We start from the raw sequence: 20,718 nt of genomic DNA, 5'->3' as shown, positions 1-20,718 counted from the left end.
GAACGTGCAAGCATTTTTTCGAAAACCTAAAAAGTTCGTCACGCTGACTTCGAAGGAGCAGCGTGTCGATGTGCCAGTAGGCCTAATGACGAAATGTCCGAAATGTAAATTAATCCAATATACGAAACAACTGGAGGCGAACTTACGTGTCTGTTCATGTGGGTATCATCACCCATTGACCGCGCAAGAACGTTTTACACAATTATTCGATGAAGGTTCGGTGACGTATTTCGACTTACCGGCAGTTCAAGCGGATCCGCTTGGATTCCAGGATTACCCGGAAAAATTAAAGGGCGACCAAGTCAGAACGGGTCTTGAAGAAGCGATCGTCTGTGGCGTCGGGAATGTGAATGGTCACCCACTCGTCGCTTGTGTCATGGATGCACGATTCCGGATGGGCTCGATGGGGGCAGCAGTCGGTGCTGCGATTTCTGAAGCGGTTCGTTACGCAACGAAACATCGTCTACCGGTCACGATTTTCTCCGCTTCAGGTGGAGCACGGATGCAAGAGGGCATGGTTAGTCTCATGCAGATGGCGAAATCGAGTCTCTTCTTAAAACAACATTCAGATGCTGGATTACTTTATATTTCTTGTATGACGCATCCGACGACCGGCGGGGTATCAGCAAGTTTTGCGATGCTCGGTGACTTTAACATCGCTGAACCGGGGGCGTTGATCGGGTTTGCAGGTCGACGAATCATCGAACAGACGATACGTGAAAAACTGCCGGAAGATTTCCAAACAGCAGAATTCTTATTACAAGCAGGTCAACTGGACGATGTCGTATCACGACATGATCTGAAAACGTACTATACGCGAATCTTAAAGCTACATGCGGAGGGAACGAACCATGCAACCATTTGACCAACCAGTCATCGCGTTACGCGAAAAAATTCTTGAGCTCCATGATATGGCGGAAACACAAGGACTAGACTTCAAGGAAGAACTCCAACTTCTTGAAGAACGCCTTCATCGGTTAGAACTCGATATTTACGGGAATATGAAAGCGTGGAATCGCGTTCAATTGGCACGTCATCCAGAACGTCCAACGACACTCGATTACATTGAATCCATTTGTGAAGACTTCATCGAGTTGCACGGCGATCGTCATGGATATGATGATGCGGCAATCGTCGGTGGAATCGGAACATTGAATGGTCGTCCGGTGACGATCATCGGTCATCAACGCGGGAAAGATACAAAAGAAAACATTCGTCGTAATTTTGGGATGCCACATCCGGAAGGGTATCGAAAAGCACTACGTCTCATGCAACAAGCGGAGAAATTCAATCGACCGATCATTACGTTCATCGACACGAAAGGGGCTTACCCAGGACGTGCAGCAGAAGAACGTGGTCAGAGTGAGGCCATCGCGAAAAACTTATTTGAGATGGCTGGTATGACGGTTCCAATCATCTCGATCGTCATCGGTGAAGGTGGATCAGGTGGTGCTTTAGGAATCGGAGTATGTGATCAACTCTTGATGCTCGAGAATTCAACGTATTCGGTCATCTCTCCTGAAGGTGCTGCAGCATTGTTATGGAAAGATGCAAGTCTTGCGGAGAAAGCGGCGGAATCGATGAAAATCACAGCACCTGATTTATTAAGACTCGGGATCGCGGATGCCATCATTCCAGAAGTCGTCGGAGGGGCGCATCTCGATGTGTCATTACAGGCGGATAAATTAAAAACTGTACTGGTACAGAAACTTGAATCATTGGTTCATCTGACCAAGGAAGAGCTCATCGATCAGCGGACCGAAAAATATCACCAAATTGGCACATAAGCACCATGTAATCGCTATCATGATTGATATTCCTCATTTCCGGAATCGATGATGAAAAAGCTAGTGAAAGTTTATGCAATCTGCCCTGTTGTAAAACAAGAAAACAACGTGCTATTTTAGATTCAGATTAATGGAGAGGTGATTAACGTGAGTTTAAAACGGATTGCTGTCTTAACGAGTGGCGGCGATGCACCAGGTATGAATGCCGCGGTGCGTGCTGTCACGCGTAAAGCGATTTTTCATGGCTTAGAAGTATTTGGTGTCTATAACGGCTATCAAGGACTAATCAACGGGGACATCGTCCAGTTGAACCTTGGATCAGTTGGTGACATCATTCAACGAGGCGGAACGTTCCTACGTTCAGCACGTTGCCCTGAGTTCCGTACAGAAGAAGGACGAGCAAAAGCGGTCGTCAATCTTAAGAAATTTGAAATTGATGCACTCGTCGTCGTAGGCGGAGACGGGTCGTATCGTGGTGCCCAAAAATTGACGGGACTTGGTTTCCCGACAATTGGACTTCCAGGTACGATCGATAACGATATCCCTGGAACGGACTATACGATCGGTTTTGATACAGCGCTCAACACGGCGCTTGAAGCGATCGATAAAATCCGTGATACGGCATCGTCGCATGAGCGGACGTATGTCATTGAAGTCATGGGACGCGATGCGGGTGATATCGCATTATATGCAGGACTTGCCGGTGGAGCAGAATCGATTCTTGTTCCTGAGCGTCCTGAAGATTTAAAAGAAGTCCTCGATCGCATTCAAAGTGGTGTCAATCGCGGTAAGAAACACTCAATCGTCATCGTCGCTGAAGGTGCAGGTCGTGCTCAGGACGTGGGAGACGCGATCGCAAAAGAAACAGGTCTCGATACACGCGTCACGGTACTTGGTCACGTTCAACGTGGTGGAGCACCAACGGCAGCGGACCGTGTACTTGCAAGTCGGATGGGGGCGCATGCCATCGAAATCCTACTTCAAGGAAAGCAAGGACGTGTCGTAGGTGTACGTGGTGGTAAGATGATCGATCTCGACATCGATGAGGCACTCGACGAAAATAAACATGAGCTGGATCTTGATATTCTCGAGCTTTCAAAACAGCTTTCGATTTAACGAACGTCGATAGGATTGGAATGGGCAAGAGAACTTGGCCAAACACCGTAGGAGGTTTATGGAATATGCGTAGAACTAAAATTGTATGTACGATTGGACCGGCGTCAGAAAAACGTCTTCCAGAAATGATTGAAGCAGGTATGAACGTCGCTCGTTTGAACTTCTCACACGGCGATTATGAAGAACACGGTGCACGTATCACGGATATCCGTCGTGCAGCGAAAGAAGCAAACAAAATCGTTACGATTCTTCTTGATACGAAAGGACCAGAAATCCGGACACATTCGTTTGAAGAAGGAAAAGCGCTTCTCGCACGTGGTCAAGAAGTCATCATCGTCAGCGGAGACGCAAACGAAATCGTCGGAACGAAAGATAAATTCTCTGTCACATATGAAGGACTCTATGATGATGTCGAAGTTGGTTCGATGATCATGCTTGATGACGGTCTCATCGGTCTTCGTGTCACTGAAAAACTTCCGAACCGTGAGCTTCGTTGTTCAATCGAAAACGAAGGCGTCATCAAGACGAAAAAAGGTGTTAACTTGCCAAACGTAAAGGTTAACCTTCCTGCTTTGACAGAAAAAGATATTGCGGATATCGAGTTCGGTATCAAGAGCGATATCGATTTAATCGCGGCCTCTTTCGTACGCCGTGCGTCAGACGTCGTTGCGATTCGTCAATTGCTTGAGAAAAACAACGCGAGCCACATCAAAATCTTCCCGAAAATCGAGAACCAAGAAGGTGTCGATAACATCGAAGAAATCCTTGCGATTTCGGACGGTTTGATGGTAGCGCGTGGTGACCTCGGTATCGAGATCCCAACGGAAGAAGTCACGCCAACTCAAAAAGACTTGATCAAGCTTTGTAACGACTTCGGTAAACCAGTCATTACAGCAACACAAATGCTTGATTCGATGCAACGTTTCCCACGTCCTACACGTGCTGAAGCATCAGACGTCGCGAACGCGATTCTTGATGGTACGGATGCAATCATGCTTTCAGGTGAGACAGCAGCAGGGGACTACCCAATCGAATCTGTCCAAATGATGCACTCGATCGCAAAACGTACAGAAAAAATGCTCGACTACAAGCTCTTGTTGAAAGATCGTCAGACACGTAGTGAGCACACAGTAACGGATGCAATCGCTCAAGCGGTTACGCACACTGCGATCAACTTGGACGCAAAAGCAATCTTGACTCCGACACAATCGGGTTACACGGCTGCACGTATCTCGAAATACCGTCCAGAGCCAAACATCGTCGCGGTTACACCAAGCGCACGTGTCGCACGTCAGTTGAACATCGTATGGGGCGTGTACCCAATCGTCGTTGATCATCTTTCAGACAACACGGATGACATGTTGACACTTGCTGCGGACACAGCAAAAGACGCTGGTTTCGTCACAGATGGTGATCTCGTCGTCATCTCAGCAGGTATCCCTGCTTTGACTGCTGGTACAACAAACATGTTGAAAATCCACATCGTCGGTAAAGAGATCGCAAACGGTCGTGGAATCGGTGAGCGTGGAGTCGTTGGCGAAGTCGTCATCGCAAACAACGCAGAAGAAGCAAACGCGAAAGCGAAGCCAGGCATGATCCTCGTTACGAACTCAACTGATCGTGACATGATGCCTGCAATCGAGATGGCTGCAGCGATGATCACAGTTGATGGCGGATTGACAAGCCATGCTGGAATCGTTGGACCATCACTCGGTAAACCAGTCATCGTTGGTGTCGAAGATGCATTGACAGTCTTCAAAGACGGTCAAATGATCTCAATCGATCCATTGACAGGTAAACTATATAACGCATAATCCATTCATGACGGACGTGACTTAGGTCATGTCCGTCTTTTTTGTATGAGGAGGACGTATGGAAGCTTATCTTTTTTTGATTGCCCTCGTCTTCATCGGGGTCATCGCACAAAATAAATCATTAATCATCGCTGCAGCCTTCCTGCTGATCATCAAGGCAATCGGGCTGGATGGTAGACTGTTTCCTTCCTTGCAGGCAAAAGGGATCACGTGGGGCGTCACATTGATCACGGCAGCGATCCTCGTACCGATTGCAGCAGGGGATATCGGATTTAAGGAGTTGCTCCAAAGTATTCGGGGACATATCGGCATCATCTCATTTTTATCAGGAATTTTTGTTGCAATCGTCGCGGCACACGGTGTTGGACTGATGAAAGAAGATCCACTCGTCACGACGGCCTTACTAGCTGGAACGATTCTTGCAGTCGGACTTTTCCGAGGGGTACCGGTCGGACCATTGATTGGTGCTGGAATCGCGGCGCTTGTCATCGGAATGTGGGATGTCATCGCAAAAGCGTTCACAGGATGAGCCGAATCAGCAAAGTAACTGAATTAATTTTTTGATAATAGTATGCAAGTTCATTCACTTTTTGGGTATTTTTGTTTATACTAAGAACAGAAACAAGATGGTCTATTCAAGAGTACAGCGCTACAAGCATGGGGAACGGCTCTTGAGTGGACGTCTTTTTTTCAATACGGAAATGAAAGCGTTTTAAATTTCTGGGGAAAAAAAGGGGGATTATTGTCATGACGCAAACTAAAGGTTTAGAAGGAATCGTCGCGACTTCATCGAAAATCAGTTCGATCATCGATGGTCAATTGACGTATGGCGGTTATACGATTGATGATTTGGCGGAGCACGCCTCATTTGAGGAAGTCGTCTTCTTATTGTGGAACGACCGTCTACCAAAAGAAGAGGAATTGAAGCAACTATCGGAAGCACTCATTTCCGAAGCAACGGTTGCGACTGCCGTTCTTGAAACAATGAAGGCAGCACCGAAGTCGGCGAATGCGATGGCAACGATTCGAACAGCGCTTTCTCAACTCGCGCTTTACGATGAGACATCGGAAGATATGTCGACTGAGGCGAATTACGCTAAAGCCATCAAATTACAGGCACAAATCGCAACACTCGTCACAGCTTACGCCCGTATCAAAAAAGGACAAGAGCCGATTGCACCTAAAACAGGTCTTTCATACGCAGGAAACTTCTTGTTCATGTTGACGGGTGAAGAGCCAACGGAAGTTGCAGAAAAAGCCTTCAACCAAGCGCTCGTTCTTCACGCTGACCACGAGTTGAACGCTTCGACGTTCACAGCACGCGTGTGTGTCGCGACACTCTCTGACGTCTACTCAGGTGTGACGGCAGCGATGGGCGCATTAAAAGGACCACTTCACGGTGGCGCGAACGAAGCCGTCATGAAGATGTTGTTAGAAATTGATTCGGTTGAAAAGGTTGACGAGTATGTTCATAATAAACTTGAGAACAAGCAAAAAATCATGGGCTTCGGTCACCGTGTCTACAAGGACGGCGACCCACGTGCGAAGCATCTTCAAGAAATGAGTCGTCAGCTGACTGCTCAAATCGGGGAGCCGAAATGGTATGAGATGTCAGTTAAGATTGACGAAATCGTCCAATCGGAAAAAGGATTGAAACCAAATGTTGATTTCTATTCTGCTTCTACGTACCATGCACTTGGACTTGATACAGAGCTATTCACTCCAATCTTTGCAGTAAGTCGGATGTCAGGTTGGTTGGCGCACATTTTAGAGCAGTATAGCGATAACCGTCTGATTCGCCCGCGTGCAGACTACACGGGTGAAACGCACCGGACATACGTGTCCATTCAAGAACGTTAAAAGGACGGGGAGGAGCAATCCTCTCCTGATTTTTGATGTAGATTACAATTACTTAAGGGGGATTTTTAGACATGGCTACACTTCAAGGCGAAAACATCACAGTAACTAACGGTACACTTCAAGTTCCAAACGCTCCAATCATTCCGTTCATCATTGGTGACGGAACAGGACCTGATATCTGGAACGCAGCTGTACGTGTGTTTGATGCAGCAGTTGAAAAAGCATACAACGGTGAGAAGAAAATCGAATGGAAAGAAGTCTACGCTGGTGAAAAAGCATTCAACAAAACAGGCAACTGGTTACCAGAAGAGACACTCGATCTCATCCGTGAGCACATCATCGCAATCAAAGGACCACTTACGACACCAGTCGGTGGCGGAATCCGTTCGTTGAACGTTGCTCTACGTCAAGAGCTTGATTTGTACACATGTCTTCGTCCAGTTCGTTACTTCACAGGTGTTCCTTCACCGGTTAAACGCCCAGAAGATACAGACATGGTCATCTTCCGTGAAAATACTGAAGACATCTACGCAGGAATCGAATACGCAGAAGGTAGCGAAGGCGCTGCAAAACTGCTTGAGTTCCTTCAAAACGAAATGGGTGTCAATAAAATCCGCTTCCCTGAGACATCTGGTCTTGGAATCAAACCGATTTCAAAAGAGGGAACAGAACGCCTCGTTCGTGCAGCAATCGAATATGCACTTGAGCACAAGCGCGCTTCATTGACGCTCGTTCACAAAGGCAACATCATGAAGTTCACTGAGGGAGCTTTCAAAAACTGGGGTTATGAGCTTGCTGAGCGTGAATACGCAGAGCACGTCTTCACTTGGAACCAGTACGATCGCATCAAGGAAGAAGAAGGAACAGATGCTGCGAACAAAGCACAAGCAGACGCAGAAGCTGCTGGTAAGTTGATCGTGAAAGACTCAATCGCTGATATCTTCTTACAACAAATCTTGACTCGTCCAAAAGAGTTCGATGTCGTTGCGACAATGAACTTGAACGGTGACTACATCTCGGATGCACTTGCTGCACAAGTCGGTGGTATCGGAATCGCACCTGGAGCAAACATCAACTACATGACAGGTCATGCGATCTTTGAAGCAACTCACGGTACGGCACCGAAATACGCTGGACTTGATAAAGTAAACCCATCGTCTGTCATCTTGTCAGGCGAAATGATGTTCCGTCACCTCGGCTGGAACGAAGCGGCAGATCTCATCATCAAATCGATGGAAACATCGATTGAATCGAAAGTCGTCACATACGACTTCGCACGTCTCATGGATGGTGCGACTGAAGTGAAGTGTTCTGAATTCGCGGACGAACTCATCAAAAACATGTAATCCGATCAGGAGGAATGAGTCGATGAACAGACGGAAGAAGATCGCAGTCATAGGAAGTGGCTTTACGGGCGCAACGACGGCACTCTATCTTGCTCAGCGAGAGCTAGGAGATGTCGTCCTCGTCGACCGACCCGAGCAAGAGAATCCGACGAAAGGAAAGGCGCTTGATATGCAAGAGGCAGCGCCGATCCTCGGGTTTGATGCTTCAGTAAAAGGGACATCGAACTATGCGGACATCAACGGTGCGGATATCGTCGTCATCACTGCCGGCATTGCTCGAAAGCCAGGGATGAGCCGCGAGGACCTCGTGAGTACGAATGCTGCCGTCATGACAGCTGTGACGAAGGAAATCGTCGCGCATGCACCGGAATCGATCATCATCGTTTTGACGAATCCGGTCGATGCGATGACGTATACAGTCTATCAAGCATCTGGTTTTCCGAAAGAGCGTGTCATCGGTCAATCCGGTGTCCTCGACACGGCACGCTTCCGGACATTCTTAGCAGAGGAACTGAACGTTTCTGTAAAGGATGTATCGGGATTCGTACTCGGAGGACACGGGGATGACATGGTGCCGCTACTGCGCTATTCTCAGGCGGGAGGCATTCCAATCGAGAAACTGATATCCAAGGAGCGGTTAGATGCGATCGTTGACCGAACACGTAAAGGCGGCGGTGAAATCGTTCAGTTACTCGGAAACGGTTCCGCTTACTACGCACCGGCAGCAGCAATTGCTGAGATGGTCGAGGCGATCTTGAAGGACCAGCGACGTATTCTACCGGCCATTGCTTATCTCGAAGGCGAATATGGATATGACGATATGTATTTCGGTGTACCGGTCATTCTTGGCGGAAACGGTGTCGAGCATGTCTATGAACTCGAACTGACGACTGAAGAGCAAGAGGCTTTGAATCGCTCTGCCTCTACAGTCCGTTCTGTACTCGACTTATTAAAATCTTGATTCTAAAAAAAAGACGAACTTGTCGAAAGTGACAAGTTCGTCTTTTTTGTCTTGTCATAACCGATGAGGAGAAGCATAGTGCGATAACTTGGCATACCAAGGGCAGACCAGTATAAGAAGAAACGTCAGCCAAGGAATCAAGTATCCGATTCGAAGGAAGTAACCTTGGTGTTCCATATGTAGGTGTTGTCGGTTTTGACAATGTGGACAGGGCAGTCCGTGAGCAGACCAGATTAAACGATAGATTGTTCGAGCAGACCAGGATTGACGACAAACGGTGCATCGTGCCACGCGAGTGCCTCCTTTCATTCATAGGTTAATTGTGTAAAGTGTGTTTTTCACAACATACGATATATATAGGAGAAAAGTTCCAATTTCAATAAACATGTATAAAAAAAGATTGTATTAGGGTAAGGACAAAGGTACGTCATTCTATTCCACTAAGGGGGATGCCACATGCGCGCCGTAACGTACCAAGGAGCAAAAGATGTTCAAGTCAAACAAGTCCAGGATCCATCGATTGATAAAAACGATGATATCATCGTTAAAATCACTTCGACTGCCATTTGTGGATCAGATTTACACATCTATCAAGGGAATATGCCGGCTCACAAAGATTATGTCATTGGTCATGAACCGATGGGCATCGTTGAAGAAGTTGGACCAGGTGTGACGAAGGTCAAGCGTGGTGATCGCGTCGTGTTACCGTTTAATGTTGCTTGTGGTCACTGTTTCTTTTGTGAACATGATATGGAGAGTCAATGTGATAACTCGAACGGAAATCCCCATGTTGATACAGGTGGGTACTTCGGCTTTACAGAAGAGTTTGGTGGACATCCCGGTGGTCAGGCGGAATATTTAAAAGTTCCGTTCGGGAATTTCATGCCACTCGTGATTCCTGAATCATGTGAATTAGAAGATGAGGCACTATTGTTTTTATCTGACGTTTTACCTACGGCGTATTGGAGTGTTCTGCATGCGGGTGTGAAAAAAGGAGATACGGTCGTTGTACTCGGATCAGGACCAGTTGGACTAATGACACAAAAATTTGCATGGATGCAAGGGGCAAAGCGAGTCATTGCGGTAGATGATCAAGTGTATCGATTAAATCATGCTAAAGTCACGAATAAAGTCGAGACAGTAAATTTCTCAGATCACGCAGAAAGTGGTGCGTATATTAAAGAGCTGACACAAGGTGGGGCAGACGTCGTAATTGATTGCGTCGGTTTTGATGGGAAGATGTCCCCTATAGAAAAAATTGAACAAAAGATTGGTCTGCAAGGTGGAACGTTGAGTGCCATTGATATTGCAAAAGACGCTGTCCGGAAATTTGGTACTGTACAGTTGACAGGCGTCTACGCTAAAAAATATAATCAGTTTCCGCTTGGCGATTTCTTTACCCGAAATATTACGCTGAAAATGGGACAAGCACCAGTCGTCCATTTGATGCCGGAACTATTCCAGAAAATCATCAATCAAGAATTTGATCCGACGGATATCGTGACACACCGAGTGGCACTTGATGATGCTGCTTCTGCCTATCAGACATTTAATGATCGGACAGATGGATGCATCAAGGTCGTCTTGAAACCATAAGCTATATCATACTCAAACAGCCCATCCGATTTTTGGATGGGCTGTTGTACATCATTGGATTAAAAGAAGAAGACGGGCCATAGAAGACCGACGGCTAGTCCGAGTAACAGACCAACGAACACCTGAAATTCGGTATGGCCGACGAGCTCATTCAGAAGAGGGGTCTCATGACGAATTCCTTTAAAATAATCATTGAGTAATTTTGCCTGAACACCGACTGCTTGTCTGACACCCGTTGCGTCATACATGATGATCGTGGCAAATATAGCAGCTAGTGCGAAGAGTGAGGACGAGAAGCCTTCCTGAAAACCGATGACCACGGCTAAGGCGACGACAGTCGAGCTATGTGAACTAGGCATACCACCGGAAGCAAACATGATTTCCAGGTCGAACTTTCGCGTCCGTACCAAACTCGTGACAAGCTTCGCTGCTTGAGCGATGAACCACGCCGTGATGGCTGCAAAAAGGGGATGGTTCCATTCCATACATTCTACCTCCTACAATTAACGATATGTATTGTTTCCCCGTTTTATTAGCTTTTACACGAACGATCTAGTTGGATTCGGCATCTCCTTTAAAGATTATGTAAAGAAACAGCAGAAAGATTTGTGATTTTCCTGTGAAAGTCGGTAAGATGAAGACAGACGAAGCGGATTCCACGGAATTCCTCATTCGAAAGAACGAAACTTGAGGGGGATGCAAGGTTTGAAAGATAAAATTATCGTGGTAGATGATGAATTGTCGATTGCAACACTATTGAAGTTTAATCTAGAACAGGCTGGTTTCGTTGTCGAAACGGCACATGATGGGATGTCAGGTTTAAAATTAGCGGAAAAACAAGATGCCGCATTGATTGTACTGGATCTCATGTTGCCGGAACTCGATGGTCTGGAAGTATGTAAACGGCTACGCCAACAGAAAATCAATACGCCGATCTTGATGCTGACGGCAAAGGATGATGAGTTCGATAAAGTTCTTGGTCTGGAACTCGGTGCGGACGATTATCTGACAAAACCATTTAGCCCACGTGAAGTCGTCGCCCGTGTGAAAGCAATTTTACGACGAATGAGTCATCAGACAACACCATCGGAAGAAGTGACGGATGGGACGATTCTGATTGGTGATGTCAAGATCGTTCCAGATAACTACGAAGCTTTCAAAGCAGAAGAACGTCTTGAACTGACACCTAAAGAATTCGAATTGCTCGTATATCTTGCTAAAAATAAGGGACGTGTCCTGACACGAGACCAACTGTTATCCGCAATCTGGAACTATGATTTCGTCGGCGATACACGAATCGTGGATGTGCACATTAGTCATGTCCGTGAAAAAATCGAGCCGAATACGAAAAAACCGATTTATATCAAAACGATTCGTGGTCTCGGGTATAAGATGGAGGAGCCGAAACCGGAATGAGTAAGTATCGCAAGCGGTTCATCTTTAAAATGTTTTCGTTCATCAGTCTCGTGCTGATTGCACTCGGTTTCTTACTTGGACAATCCTTCAAAGAGTTCTATGTCCAAAATGAAAAAGAAAAATTGATGGATGAGACTTCTCTTGTCGAGACGATCTTACAAGGGCGCGATGTTTCGGAGATGGCCCAGTATGTGAATCAATTGTACGCGGAATCGAACTTCGACATGATTTTATTCAATGGTCGGGGTGAGATCATTGCTGGTACACCGGTTGATGTGACGAAACTAAAAGTCGCGACTCTTAATTTTTCAGCGATTCCTGATGAGGGGACGTTTGAATCGAAAACAGATGACAGTGTCGTCCAATTCACGAAGCCTGTTCCGACAGCGGACGGTGGCGAGGTGTACGTCAGTTTCATTCGTTACGCAAAAGACTTAAACGTTATTTATTCACGGATTTGGACGGTCATCATCCTTTCTCTCGTTGCGTCGTTATTGATTATATTCTTGACGATCTATCGTTCGACGAAACGATTCCTTCGACCGATCGCGGAGGCAACCGATGTGTTGCACGAGCTGTCGCATGGAAATTACAAGTCACGCGTCTATGAGTTGTCGGCACCTGATGAATCACGCGATTTAGGACGCTCCATCAATCTACTAGCGCGCAATCTCGAGAACGCATCGTCTGGTGAGGCGATGCAACGGGCGCGTCTTGAATCCTTGATCGAGTACATGGGAGCCGGTCTCATGTTGATTGATGAAAAAGGCTATGTCCTGCTCGTCAACCGGACGTATCGGGAAATGTTCAACATTCATGAACCGTCTAGCGGGAAGCTGTACTATCGTGTATTGCCAAACGAAAAGATGAGCCAGGTGATTGAAGATGTTTATCTGACGGAAAAACCAAATCGAAAGCAGTCGAGTGTTCGATTCGGTATTAATAGTCGGACGTTCATGGTCAGTGCCGCTCCGATTTTCGATAAGAACGGTCGCGTGCAGGGAACGACCGTCGTCTTTAACGACATCACGGAAATCAAAAAGCTGGAACAGATGCGTAAAGACTTCGTCGCGAATGTCAGCCATGAATTAAAGACACCGTTGACGTCCATCAAAGGGTTTGCGGAGACGTTACTCGATGGCGCGCAAGAGGTTCCGGAAATCCGTGAACAATTTTTACGGATCATTCATGACGAGTCGGAACGGATGCAAACATTGGTGGAAGACTTGCTTGAACTCTCTCGTTTAGAACAGGATAACTATCAGCTCGAGACCGCAATCGTTGATGTGACAAGTCTCGTTCGGGAAACGGCAGCACTCCTGGACCGACGAGCAACAGAAAAAGAGATGACGATTCATATCGAAACGGAAGAGGAAGTCTTCATTCGGGCAGATTTGAATCGATTGAAACAGGTCGTCGTCAACTTGGTCGCGAATGCGTTGAATTATACGCCAAATGGTGGCAACGTCTGGATTCAGCTTGAGGATGGGGAAGAGTCTGTCCAGCTCATCATCAAAGATGACGGAATTGGTATTCATCCGAAAGAAACCCAACGGATATTTGAACGTTTCTATCGCGTCGATAAGGCACGAAGCCGCAATTCTGGGGGGACGGGTCTTGGACTAGCCATCGTCAAACACATCGTCGACCTTCACCATGGTGAAATCGAAGTCGCTTCAGAGGAGCAGAAAGGGACGACATTTACGATTCGTTTACCAAAACATGGCTGAATTTCACAGTGGATTCACATTTCCTTAATAGACATATCTTATGATGAAATTACCTTCTTCATCATCTGTATGGCGACTGGATCAGCTCCCATGTCGTCATGCCCTTGGCGATTGACTCCCCGTGAGTCAATCGTCTTTTTTTGGTCATTTTTAGCGAACAAATGTGTGTAGAGTGATACAATAGGAACAGAAAATCGATTAAAGGGGCGTAGATGATGGAAAATAAATTGCTATTGATTGATGGGAACTCGTTGACCTATCGGGCGTTTTTCGCCTTACCACCAATGACGGATGCGCAAGGACGAAATACGAACGCAGCTTATGGCTTTACGATGATGTTATTGAAGTTGCTCGAGGAAGAACAACCGACACATATGCTCGTTGCCTTCGATGCTTCGAGTGAAACGTTCCGTCATGATGTCTATCAGGAGTATAAAGGGAGTCGGGAAAAGACACCGTCCGAACTACGTGAGCAATTCCCGATCGTCCGGGATATCTGTGAAGCGCTCGGTATTCAAATGATGGAACTCCATCGTTATGAGGCAGATGATTTGATTGGTACGCTCGCACGAACGATGCCGACGGATCGGACGCGGATCGTCACAGGTGATAAAGATTTACTTCAACTTGTCACGGATAAGGTCGAAGTCTTGATCACGAAGCGTGGGATCACGGACGTCCAGTGCATGACGGAGGAACTGTTCGCTGAGACATATGGTGGTCTCAAACCGATTCAAATGATTGACCTGAAAGGATTAATGGGAGATAAGTCGGATAATATTCCAGGGATTCCTGGGATTGGTGAAAAGACGGCAGTTAAATTGATTTCGGCATATGGTTCTGTCGAAGGACTGTATGAACATGTTGAAGACTTAAAAGGTAAGCAGAAGGAAAAAGTCATCGCGAACGAAGAGTTAGCACGACTGTCGAAAGAACTTGCGACAATTAAAGTCGATGTCCCGCTCGAGACGACGCTAGATGATTTGCAAATTCGCGACGTTGATACCCAAGTGCCGTATTCGTTGTTCCAGTCGCTCGGTTTCAAGTCGTTGACGAATCGATTCGCCCCTGTCGTCAAAGAAGAGGATAAAGAGCAGTTGAACGTCGTGACGATCACTTCACTTCCTGAAGACGTCACCGATGCGGTGTTGCTTGCTGAACAGTTGCGAGAGGATTACATGGAAGAGGACATCATCGGGTTTGCAATCGCAACGCCTGACACGATCTATGTTGCTGCCCCGACGCTCGTCGAGGATCCGGCATTCCGCCAATGGATCGAGTCGGAACATCGGAAGATTTGTCTCGATGCCAAACAAGTCGCATTCGCGTTGCGTAAGCACGGCTTAACCTTAAACGGTTATGAGGATCTGTTATTAGCGGGTTACTTATTGAACTTAAGTGGCGGCACGACGCTCGCTTCAATTGCTGGTCATTATGCATTGATGGCACCGAACGAAGAAGCAGTCCTCGGTAAGGGAGCCAAACGTCTAGCCCCAGCGGATGACGTATTACATCCTTATCTTGCAGAAAAGGCACGGATGATCGAGTTATTGTTCCCGAAAGTCCGGGAAGAGTTGAAGGCGAATCAGCAATATGAGCTGTATGAAACACTAGAGCGTCCATTGTCAGGTGTCCTCGCTGAGATGGAGTGGACCGGGATTCGTGTCGACGTCGCGACGCTCCAGTCGATGCAAGCAGATCTTGCCGGACGTTTAACGGAACTTGAGACGTTGGTCTTTGAAGCGGCAGGTGAGTCATTCAATATCAATTCACCGAAACAACTTGGTGTGATTCTGTTTGAAAAACTCGAACTGCCCGCCTTCAAGAAAACAAAGACCGGCTACTCGACTGCCGCAGACGTCCTTGAAAAACTGCGTCCGCTGCATCCGGTCATCGATCACATCATGTTATACCGGGAGCTCCAAAAATTACAGTCGACGTATGTCGAAGGCTTACAAAAAGTCATCAAGGAAGACGGAAAGATTCACACCCGTTTTGCTCAGACGATTGCCCAGACAGGTCGTTTAAGTTCGGTCAATCCGAACCTTCAGAATATCCCGATTCGGATCGAAGAAGGCCGGAAGATTCGAAAAGCCTTCGTTCCGAGTGAAGCAGGTTGGTCACTGTATGCTGCCGATTATTCACAAATCGAATTACGTGTCATGGCCGATATGTCGCAGGATCAGACGCTTGTCGATGCATTCTTACATGATGAGGATATCCATACTCAAACGGCAAGTAGTGTCTTTGGTGTCGAACCGGAGGATGTCACAGGAAACATGCGGCGTCAGGCGAAAGCTGTCAACTTCGGCATCATTTACGGCATCAGCGATTATGGACTGTCACAAAACTTGAACATCACGCGGAAGGAAGCACAATCGTTCATCGATCGTTATTTCGAGCTGTTCCCGCAAATCAAACAGTTCATGGATACGGCGATCGAGACGGCACGAGCGAATGGATTCGTCGAAACGTTGATGAACCGGCGTCGTAACATCCCGGATATCAATTCGAAAAACTTCAACTTACGCGGTTTTGCCGAACGTACGGCAATCAATACGCCGATTCAAGGTTCGGCTGCGGATATCATTAAAAAAGCGATGCTTGATGTGCATGCTGCCTTACAGGCATCTGATCTGAAAGCACGTTTGTTACTACAAGTACACGATGAATTGATTTTTGAAGCACCAGACGAAGAACTCGATGCGCTACAAGCGCTTGTCAAACAAGCGATGGAGCAGACCGTCGAACTATCCGTACCGCTACGCGTCGATGGGGGCGCAGGACATACGTGGTACGAAACGAAGTAAGCAAGGAGGAATAGACGTGCCTGAATTACCTGAAGTCGAGACCGTTCGCCGCAGTTTAGAACGTTCGGTCTCTGGAAAAACAGTCTCTTCCGTCAAAGTCTACCACCCGAAAATGATTCGGGGGATGGAAGTGGCACCATTTGCAGATGCCTTACATCAAGAACGGATCGAACGCGTCGAACGTCGCGGTAAGTTCCTACTCTTTGATTTTGATCGTTTTTATCTCGTCAGCCATTTGCGGATGGAAGGGAAGTACTTCCCGTATCCGCAACCGGTCGAGCGGGATAAACATACTCATGTCGTCTTCCGATTCACGGATGGTTCGGAGCTGCATTACAATGATGTCCGGAAGTTCGGAACGATGGAATTACGTGATAAGGAAACAGCGATGCAGACTGCTCCACTGGCACAGCTGGAGCGTGAACCGTTTGATCCGGAGTTCACAGCAGATGTGTTAGCGGAGAATTTAATTCGTAAAAAAAGAAGTCCAATCAAAACGGCACTGCTTGACCAATCGATCTTCCTTGGTCTCGGTAACATCTATGTCGATGAGACCCTGCATGTGGCACGCGTCCATCCGTTGACGAAGGCTGGTGCCTTGACGCTTGATGATATCTCACGCATCCATCAAGCGGGTGTCGACGTCTTACGACAAGCAGTGGAAGCGGGAGGAAGTACGATCCGAAGTTATGTCTCACCTTCTGGAAAAGGTGAGTTCCAGCTTCAACTCGCGGTATACGGTCAAAAGGGCGAACCGTGTCCCCGTTGTGGCACTGCCATTGAAAAAATCAAAGTCGGCGGACGGGGAACACACTTCTGTCCGACGTGCCAACAGGTCGCCTTATGAGGGTTGGTCTGACGGGCAGTATCGCCACCGGTAAAAGTACGGTCTCTAGCTATCTGAAGCAAAAAGGAATAGCGGTCATCGATGCGGATCTCGTTGCGCGAGAAGTCGTTGAGCCAGGAGGGCGAGCCTATGAGGCGGTCAAGACGGCTTTCCCGGAAGCATTCGAGGAAGGACGTCTCATTCGTCCAAAACTTGGACAAATCATTTTTCAGGATAGTGAAAAACGACAACAGCTGAATCAGTTGATGCACCCAAGTATTCGACGACAGATGCTTGATGAAGCAGATGCCTATGAACGTTCAGGACATGCGCTCGTCGTATTTGATATTCCGTTGTTACTTGAAGGCGATTGGCGGACGCTGTTCGACCGTGTCGTAGTCGTGTATTGTCCGGAAAACATGCAGTTAAGACGATTGATGCAACGTAATGACCTATCGGAAGAAGAAGCATATGCACGTATTCATGCGCAACTTAGCATTGAACAGAAAAAAGAGCTTGCGGATGATGTGTTCTTTAATGATGGGAGTCTTGATTCGTTATATCAACAAATCGATAAATGGTTAGTATTATATGACACCGATAAGCATGAGAGTGACACATGAAAAGTGTGAAGTGAGAGAAGTTTCCATCTTCTCTCACTTTTTTTAGAGAACATAATGAAATCGCTTACATTTCATGATATAGTTCTATCTGTAAACGGAGCTACATCCGTCACATTGAAGGGGGATCCGCACATGGGAGTCAAGGTGGCAGTCAATGGTTTTGGTCGAATTGGTCGAATGGTCTTTCGACGTCTGATCGCTGAGGGGAAAAGCGATGTCGTAGCAATCAATGCAAGTTATCCAGTCGAAACACTCGCACATTTAATCAAGTACGACACGGTACATGGGAAATTCAATTATCCGGTCGACATCATCGATGGGGCGTTGATGGTTGACGGAAGACAAATTCAAATCGTCAGTGAACGCAATCCTGAACTATTGCCGTGGGGGGAACTCGGCATCGATATCGTCGTCGAAGCGACAGGAAAGTTCAACTCAGATACGGGTGCTGCGAAGCATTTGGTGGCAGGCGCAAAAAAGGTCGTCATCACGGCACCTGCTAAAGGGGATGTCCGGACGATCGTCATGGGTGTCAATGACGACATGTATGATCATGAAACGGATGCTATCGTCTCGAACGCATCGTGTACGACGAACTGTCTCGCACCTGTCGTGCAAGTCATCGACCGGGCATTCGGAATCGAATCGGGTCTCGTAACGACGGTTCATGCGTTTACGAACGATCAAAATAATATTGACAATCCGCATAAGGATTTACGACGCGCCCGCGCATGTGGATCATCCATCATTCCAACATCGACAGGTGCGGCAAAAGCGATTTCTCTCGTCTTGCCTCACTTGGAAGGAAAATTGAATGGACTCGCGCTTCGTGTTCCGACACCAAACGTCTCACTCGTCGATCTCGTCGTTGAAGTCAGTCGCGATACGACAGTTGCTGAAGTGAACGAAGCGTTCACGAAAGCAGCGGACGGTGCGCTTGAAGGGATTCTCGGAATGACGATGGAACCGCTCGTTTCAATCGACTTCAACGGAGAAGAGCGTTCGACGGTCGTCGATGGACTCTCGACGATGGTCATGGGCGGTCGTCAAGTGAAGGTTCTCGCTTGGTACGATAATGAGTGGGGTTACTCTTGCCGCGTCGTTGATCTTGTTCACCTCGTCTCGGCGCACTTAGAGGCGATGGGAACGGTTGAAAAAGAACTTGAATTGAATTAATGACAATGGGCAGATTCCAGTAACGATGGGATCTGTCCCGTTTTTTTTCTAGAAATGTATTAATTTTTGAAATTTATCCTTGTGTATCTTTTTGATACTCGCTATAATTCAAATCGTGAACTTCAATCGGTCTGGCAATCGCAGCTTAAAGGGTTAGGACCTCTCTGGACTAACTTTCCCCCGTGGGTGCGAACGACTCAGGCGCAAAGTAAGTGATCAACTACTTTGAAGACCATTGAATGTAGGGGGGATCCACAAATGGATACTATGGGAAGACACATTATTGCAGAACTTTGGGATTGTAATCCTGAAAAATTGAACGACATGGAATTCGTTGAACGACTTTTCGTTGATGCAGCACTTCAAGCAGGTGCAGAAGTACGAGAAGTAGCATTCCACAAGTTTGCACCACACGGCGTCAGTGGCGTCGTCATTATCTCTGAATCGCACTTGACGATTCACAGTTTCCCAGAGCACGGGTATGCATCGGTTGATGTCTTTACTTGTGGGGATCGGATCGATCCAGCCATCGCAGCGAACTACATTGCTGAAAAGCTCGATGCGAAAATCCGTGAAAATGTCGAAATTCCACGTGGTATGGGACCTGTTCAAGTTCCAGCGGCTACTGTCCAGCACGTCAACTGACAACACACACGAATTCGTCAAGCCCTCGTCGTTCAGACGAGGGCTTTTTAATATGTCTGACGTCTGTTATTCTTAATAGTAGAAGAAACAAAGAAAAGAGGATGACCATGGGACTGAAGGAACGCTTGCAAAAACAGCTAGAGACATCCGATACACATAAAAACGAAAATTTACGCACACACTACTATGCGGCAACAGTCGAGATGTTGTTTGCTGGTTTAGAAAATATCTTAAAGCAAGAGGGCGGAACGGTACGTCGTGTTGACGCGGAACGTGGAGAACTCGCTTTTACATTAAAAGAAGTCGACGGACTCGCGACCGTCATCATGGTGGCGGGCGGACGTACGGCCGTCGATCTATTCTTACATCGTGAAAGTCTTCTCGGACCTGATCTCGAAAAACACATCGAGCGCATCTATGCGTCACTTGATGCGGGATACCGATTAAAAATGATTGGAACAAAAGAAATCACGTGAACGGAGGTACGGCATGCGCTGTCCAGCCTGTAATTTTAACGGAACAAAAGTACTGGACTCAAGACCGGTCCAGGATTTCGGTTCGATTCGGAGGAGACGTGAATGTGAGTCTTGCGGCTATCGCTTTACGACTTTCGAAATGGTCGAACAGACCCCTTTAATCATCGTAAAGAAAGACGGAACGCGCGACGAGTTCAATCGTGATAAAATTTTGCGGGGACTAGTGCGTGCCTGTGAAAAACGACCGATTTCGATTGAACAGCTAGAAACAGTCGTCAGTCGGGTCGAAAAGGCATTGCGGGCGACAGCTCAGCATGAGATTCCAAGTGAGCAGGTCGGACGTCTCGTGTTAAATGAATTAGCTTCCGTCGATGAAGTAGCATACGTCCGCTTTGCAAGTGTCTATAAACAATTCAAGGACATCAATGTCTTCTTCCAAGAGCTCTCTGAGCTGATGGAGCGACATCAAGAAAATGACCGTGAAAATTGAACGTGATATAAGAGAGGTCGTCTGTCCGGTCAGCGCACCTCTCTTT

19 protein-coding genes are annotated in these 20,718 nt (G+C 47.0%); 18 read left to right on the top strand and 1 reads right to left on the bottom strand.

Features of this window, described 5'->3' with window-relative positions:
- Positions 1-4: 4 nt before the first annotated feature.
- The 9 genes from accD (at position 5) to K7G97_RS12235 (ending at position 10,480) form a co-directional block, all read left to right on the top strand.
- Positions 5-865 (top strand): acetyl-CoA carboxylase, carboxyltransferase subunit beta, encoded by an 861-nt coding sequence (accD, locus tag K7G97_RS12275; protein WP_023469040.1) that lies wholly within the window; start codon positions 5-7, stop codon positions 863-865.
- The gene (accA, locus tag K7G97_RS12270; protein ID WP_023469039.1) at positions 852-1,787 is read left to right on the top strand and encodes an acetyl-CoA carboxylase carboxyl transferase subunit alpha; all 936 of its coding nucleotides are present in this window, start codon (positions 852-854) and stop codon (positions 1,785-1,787) included. Before accD ends, accA begins: the two co-directional genes overlap by 14 nt.
- Positions 1,788-1,934: 147 nt before the next feature.
- Positions 1,935-2,903 (top strand): 6-phosphofructokinase, encoded by a 969-nt coding sequence (gene pfkA / locus K7G97_RS12265; RefSeq protein WP_029342336.1) that lies wholly within the window; start codon positions 1,935-1,937, stop codon positions 2,901-2,903.
- Between the two features lie 65 nt (positions 2,904-2,968).
- On the top strand, positions 2,969-4,717 hold the full coding sequence (pyk, locus tag K7G97_RS12260; protein WP_058264723.1) for a pyruvate kinase: 1,749 nt from the start codon (positions 2,969-2,971) through the stop codon (positions 4,715-4,717).
- Positions 4,718-4,775: 58 nt separating this feature from the next.
- A complete protein-coding gene (locus tag K7G97_RS12255; RefSeq protein WP_023469036.1) occupies positions 4,776-5,246 on the top strand; it encodes a DUF441 domain-containing protein in 471 nt (156 codons plus the stop codon).
- 218 nt (positions 5,247-5,464) lie between these two features.
- A complete protein-coding gene (gene citZ, locus K7G97_RS12250) occupies positions 5,465-6,577 on the top strand; it encodes a citrate synthase (RefSeq protein WP_023469035.1) in 1,113 nt (370 codons plus the stop codon).
- 71 nt (positions 6,578-6,648) lie between these two features.
- Positions 6,649-7,923, top strand: coding sequence for an NADP-dependent isocitrate dehydrogenase (gene icd, locus K7G97_RS12245; protein ID WP_058703891.1), 1,275 nt, complete (start codon positions 6,649-6,651; stop codon positions 7,921-7,923).
- Between the two features lie 22 nt (positions 7,924-7,945).
- Positions 7,946-8,884, top strand: a complete 939-nt coding sequence (mdh, locus tag K7G97_RS12240; RefSeq protein ID WP_050677650.1) for a malate dehydrogenase — start codon at positions 7,946-7,948, stop codon at positions 8,882-8,884.
- Between the two features lie 456 nt (positions 8,885-9,340).
- Positions 9,341-10,480, top strand: coding sequence for a zinc-dependent alcohol dehydrogenase (locus K7G97_RS12235; RefSeq protein ID WP_223040685.1), 1,140 nt, complete (start codon positions 9,341-9,343; stop codon positions 10,478-10,480).
- 59 nt (positions 10,481-10,539) lie between these two features.
- Here the strand turns inward: K7G97_RS12235 and K7G97_RS12230 are convergent, their stop codons facing one another.
- Positions 10,540-10,965 (bottom strand): divergent PAP2 family protein, encoded by a 426-nt coding sequence (locus K7G97_RS12230; protein WP_223040684.1) that lies wholly within the window; start codon positions 10,963-10,965, stop codon positions 10,540-10,542.
- 220 nt (positions 10,966-11,185) lie between these two features.
- On the opposite strand from K7G97_RS12230, the gene K7G97_RS12225 reads away from it, so the two are divergent.
- The 9 genes from K7G97_RS12225 to nrdR all read left to right on the top strand — a co-directional run bounded on the left by K7G97_RS12225 (position 11,186) and on the right by nrdR (position 20,672).
- The gene (locus tag K7G97_RS12225) at positions 11,186-11,896 is read left to right on the top strand and encodes a response regulator transcription factor (RefSeq protein WP_058265017.1); all 711 of its coding nucleotides are present in this window, start codon (positions 11,186-11,188) and stop codon (positions 11,894-11,896) included.
- Positions 11,893-13,626: a two-component system histidine kinase PnpS gene (gene pnpS, locus K7G97_RS12220; protein WP_223040683.1), complete on the top strand. Its 1,734-nt coding sequence runs from the start codon at positions 11,893-11,895 to the stop codon at positions 13,624-13,626. The genes K7G97_RS12225 and pnpS overlap by 4 nt, the downstream gene beginning before the upstream one ends.
- Before the next feature lie 212 nt (positions 13,627-13,838).
- Positions 13,839-16,436 carry a DNA polymerase I gene (polA, locus tag K7G97_RS12215; RefSeq protein ID WP_223040682.1) on the top strand — a complete coding sequence of 866 codons (2,598 nt, stop codon included), beginning with the start codon at positions 13,839-13,841 and terminating at the stop codon, positions 16,434-16,436.
- A gap of 16 nt (positions 16,437-16,452) precedes the next feature.
- Positions 16,453-17,283, top strand: coding sequence for a DNA-formamidopyrimidine glycosylase (mutM, locus tag K7G97_RS12210; protein WP_223040681.1), 831 nt, complete (start codon positions 16,453-16,455; stop codon positions 17,281-17,283).
- Positions 17,262-17,885 carry a dephospho-CoA kinase gene (gene coaE / locus K7G97_RS12205; RefSeq protein ID WP_262415751.1) on the top strand — a complete coding sequence of 208 codons (624 nt, stop codon included), beginning with the start codon at positions 17,262-17,264 and terminating at the stop codon, positions 17,883-17,885. The genes mutM and coaE overlap by 22 nt, the downstream gene beginning before the upstream one ends.
- Positions 17,886-18,017: 132 nt before the next feature.
- A complete protein-coding gene (locus K7G97_RS12200; RefSeq protein WP_223040680.1) occupies positions 18,018-19,061 on the top strand; it encodes a glyceraldehyde-3-phosphate dehydrogenase in 1,044 nt (347 codons plus the stop codon).
- A gap of 258 nt (positions 19,062-19,319) precedes the next feature.
- Entirely contained in the window at positions 19,320-19,706 is a 387-nt protein-coding gene (speD, locus tag K7G97_RS12195) for an adenosylmethionine decarboxylase (RefSeq protein ID WP_023469024.1), read from the top strand.
- 107 nt (positions 19,707-19,813) lie between these two features.
- Positions 19,814-20,182 carry a hypothetical protein gene (locus K7G97_RS12190; protein WP_023469023.1) on the top strand — a complete coding sequence of 123 codons (369 nt, stop codon included), beginning with the start codon at positions 19,814-19,816 and terminating at the stop codon, positions 20,180-20,182.
- A 13-nt stretch (positions 20,183-20,195) separates the two neighbouring features.
- Positions 20,196-20,672 carry a transcriptional regulator NrdR gene (gene nrdR, locus K7G97_RS12185; RefSeq protein WP_023469022.1) on the top strand — a complete coding sequence of 159 codons (477 nt, stop codon included), beginning with the start codon at positions 20,196-20,198 and terminating at the stop codon, positions 20,670-20,672.
- The last annotated feature ends 46 nt before the right edge of the window (positions 20,673-20,718 follow it).

Origin of the sequence: Exiguobacterium acetylicum (genome assembly GCF_019890935.1) — a bacterium.
Taxonomy (GTDB): domain Bacteria; phylum Bacillota; class Bacilli; order Exiguobacteriales; family Exiguobacteriaceae; genus Exiguobacterium_A; species Exiguobacterium_A abrahamii.
This window is presented reverse-complemented; position numbering and strand designations above follow the sequence as displayed.

Coding starts and splice junctions, on each gene's coding strand:
- accA (WP_023469039.1), top strand. CDS start 852: ATGCAACCATTTGACCAACCAGTCATCGCGTTACGCGAAAAAATTCTT.
- pyk (WP_058264723.1), top strand. CDS start 2,969: ATGCGTAGAACTAAAATTGTATGTACGATTGGACCGGCGTCAGAAAAA.
- K7G97_RS12255 (WP_023469036.1), top strand. CDS start 4,776: ATGGAAGCTTATCTTTTTTTGATTGCCCTCGTCTTCATCGGGGTCATC.
- citZ (WP_023469035.1), top strand. CDS start 5,465: ATGACGCAAACTAAAGGTTTAGAAGGAATCGTCGCGACTTCATCGAAA.
- icd (WP_058703891.1), top strand. CDS start 6,649: ATGGCTACACTTCAAGGCGAAAACATCACAGTAACTAACGGTACACTT.
- mdh (WP_050677650.1), top strand. CDS start 7,946: ATGAACAGACGGAAGAAGATCGCAGTCATAGGAAGTGGCTTTACGGGC.
- K7G97_RS12235 (WP_223040685.1), top strand. CDS start 9,341: ATGCGCGCCGTAACGTACCAAGGAGCAAAAGATGTTCAAGTCAAACAA.
- K7G97_RS12230 (WP_223040684.1), bottom strand. CDS start 10,965: ATGGAATGGAACCATCCCCTTTTTGCAGCCATCACGGCGTGGTTCATC.
- pnpS (WP_223040683.1), top strand. CDS start 11,893: ATGAGTAAGTATCGCAAGCGGTTCATCTTTAAAATGTTTTCGTTCATC.
- polA (WP_223040682.1), top strand. CDS start 13,839: ATGATGGAAAATAAATTGCTATTGATTGATGGGAACTCGTTGACCTAT.
- K7G97_RS12200 (WP_223040680.1), top strand. CDS start 18,018: ATGGGAGTCAAGGTGGCAGTCAATGGTTTTGGTCGAATTGGTCGAATG.
- speD (WP_023469024.1), top strand. CDS start 19,320: ATGGATACTATGGGAAGACACATTATTGCAGAACTTTGGGATTGTAAT.
- K7G97_RS12190 (WP_023469023.1), top strand. CDS start 19,814: ATGGGACTGAAGGAACGCTTGCAAAAACAGCTAGAGACATCCGATACA.
- nrdR (WP_023469022.1), top strand. CDS start 20,196: ATGCGCTGTCCAGCCTGTAATTTTAACGGAACAAAAGTACTGGACTCA.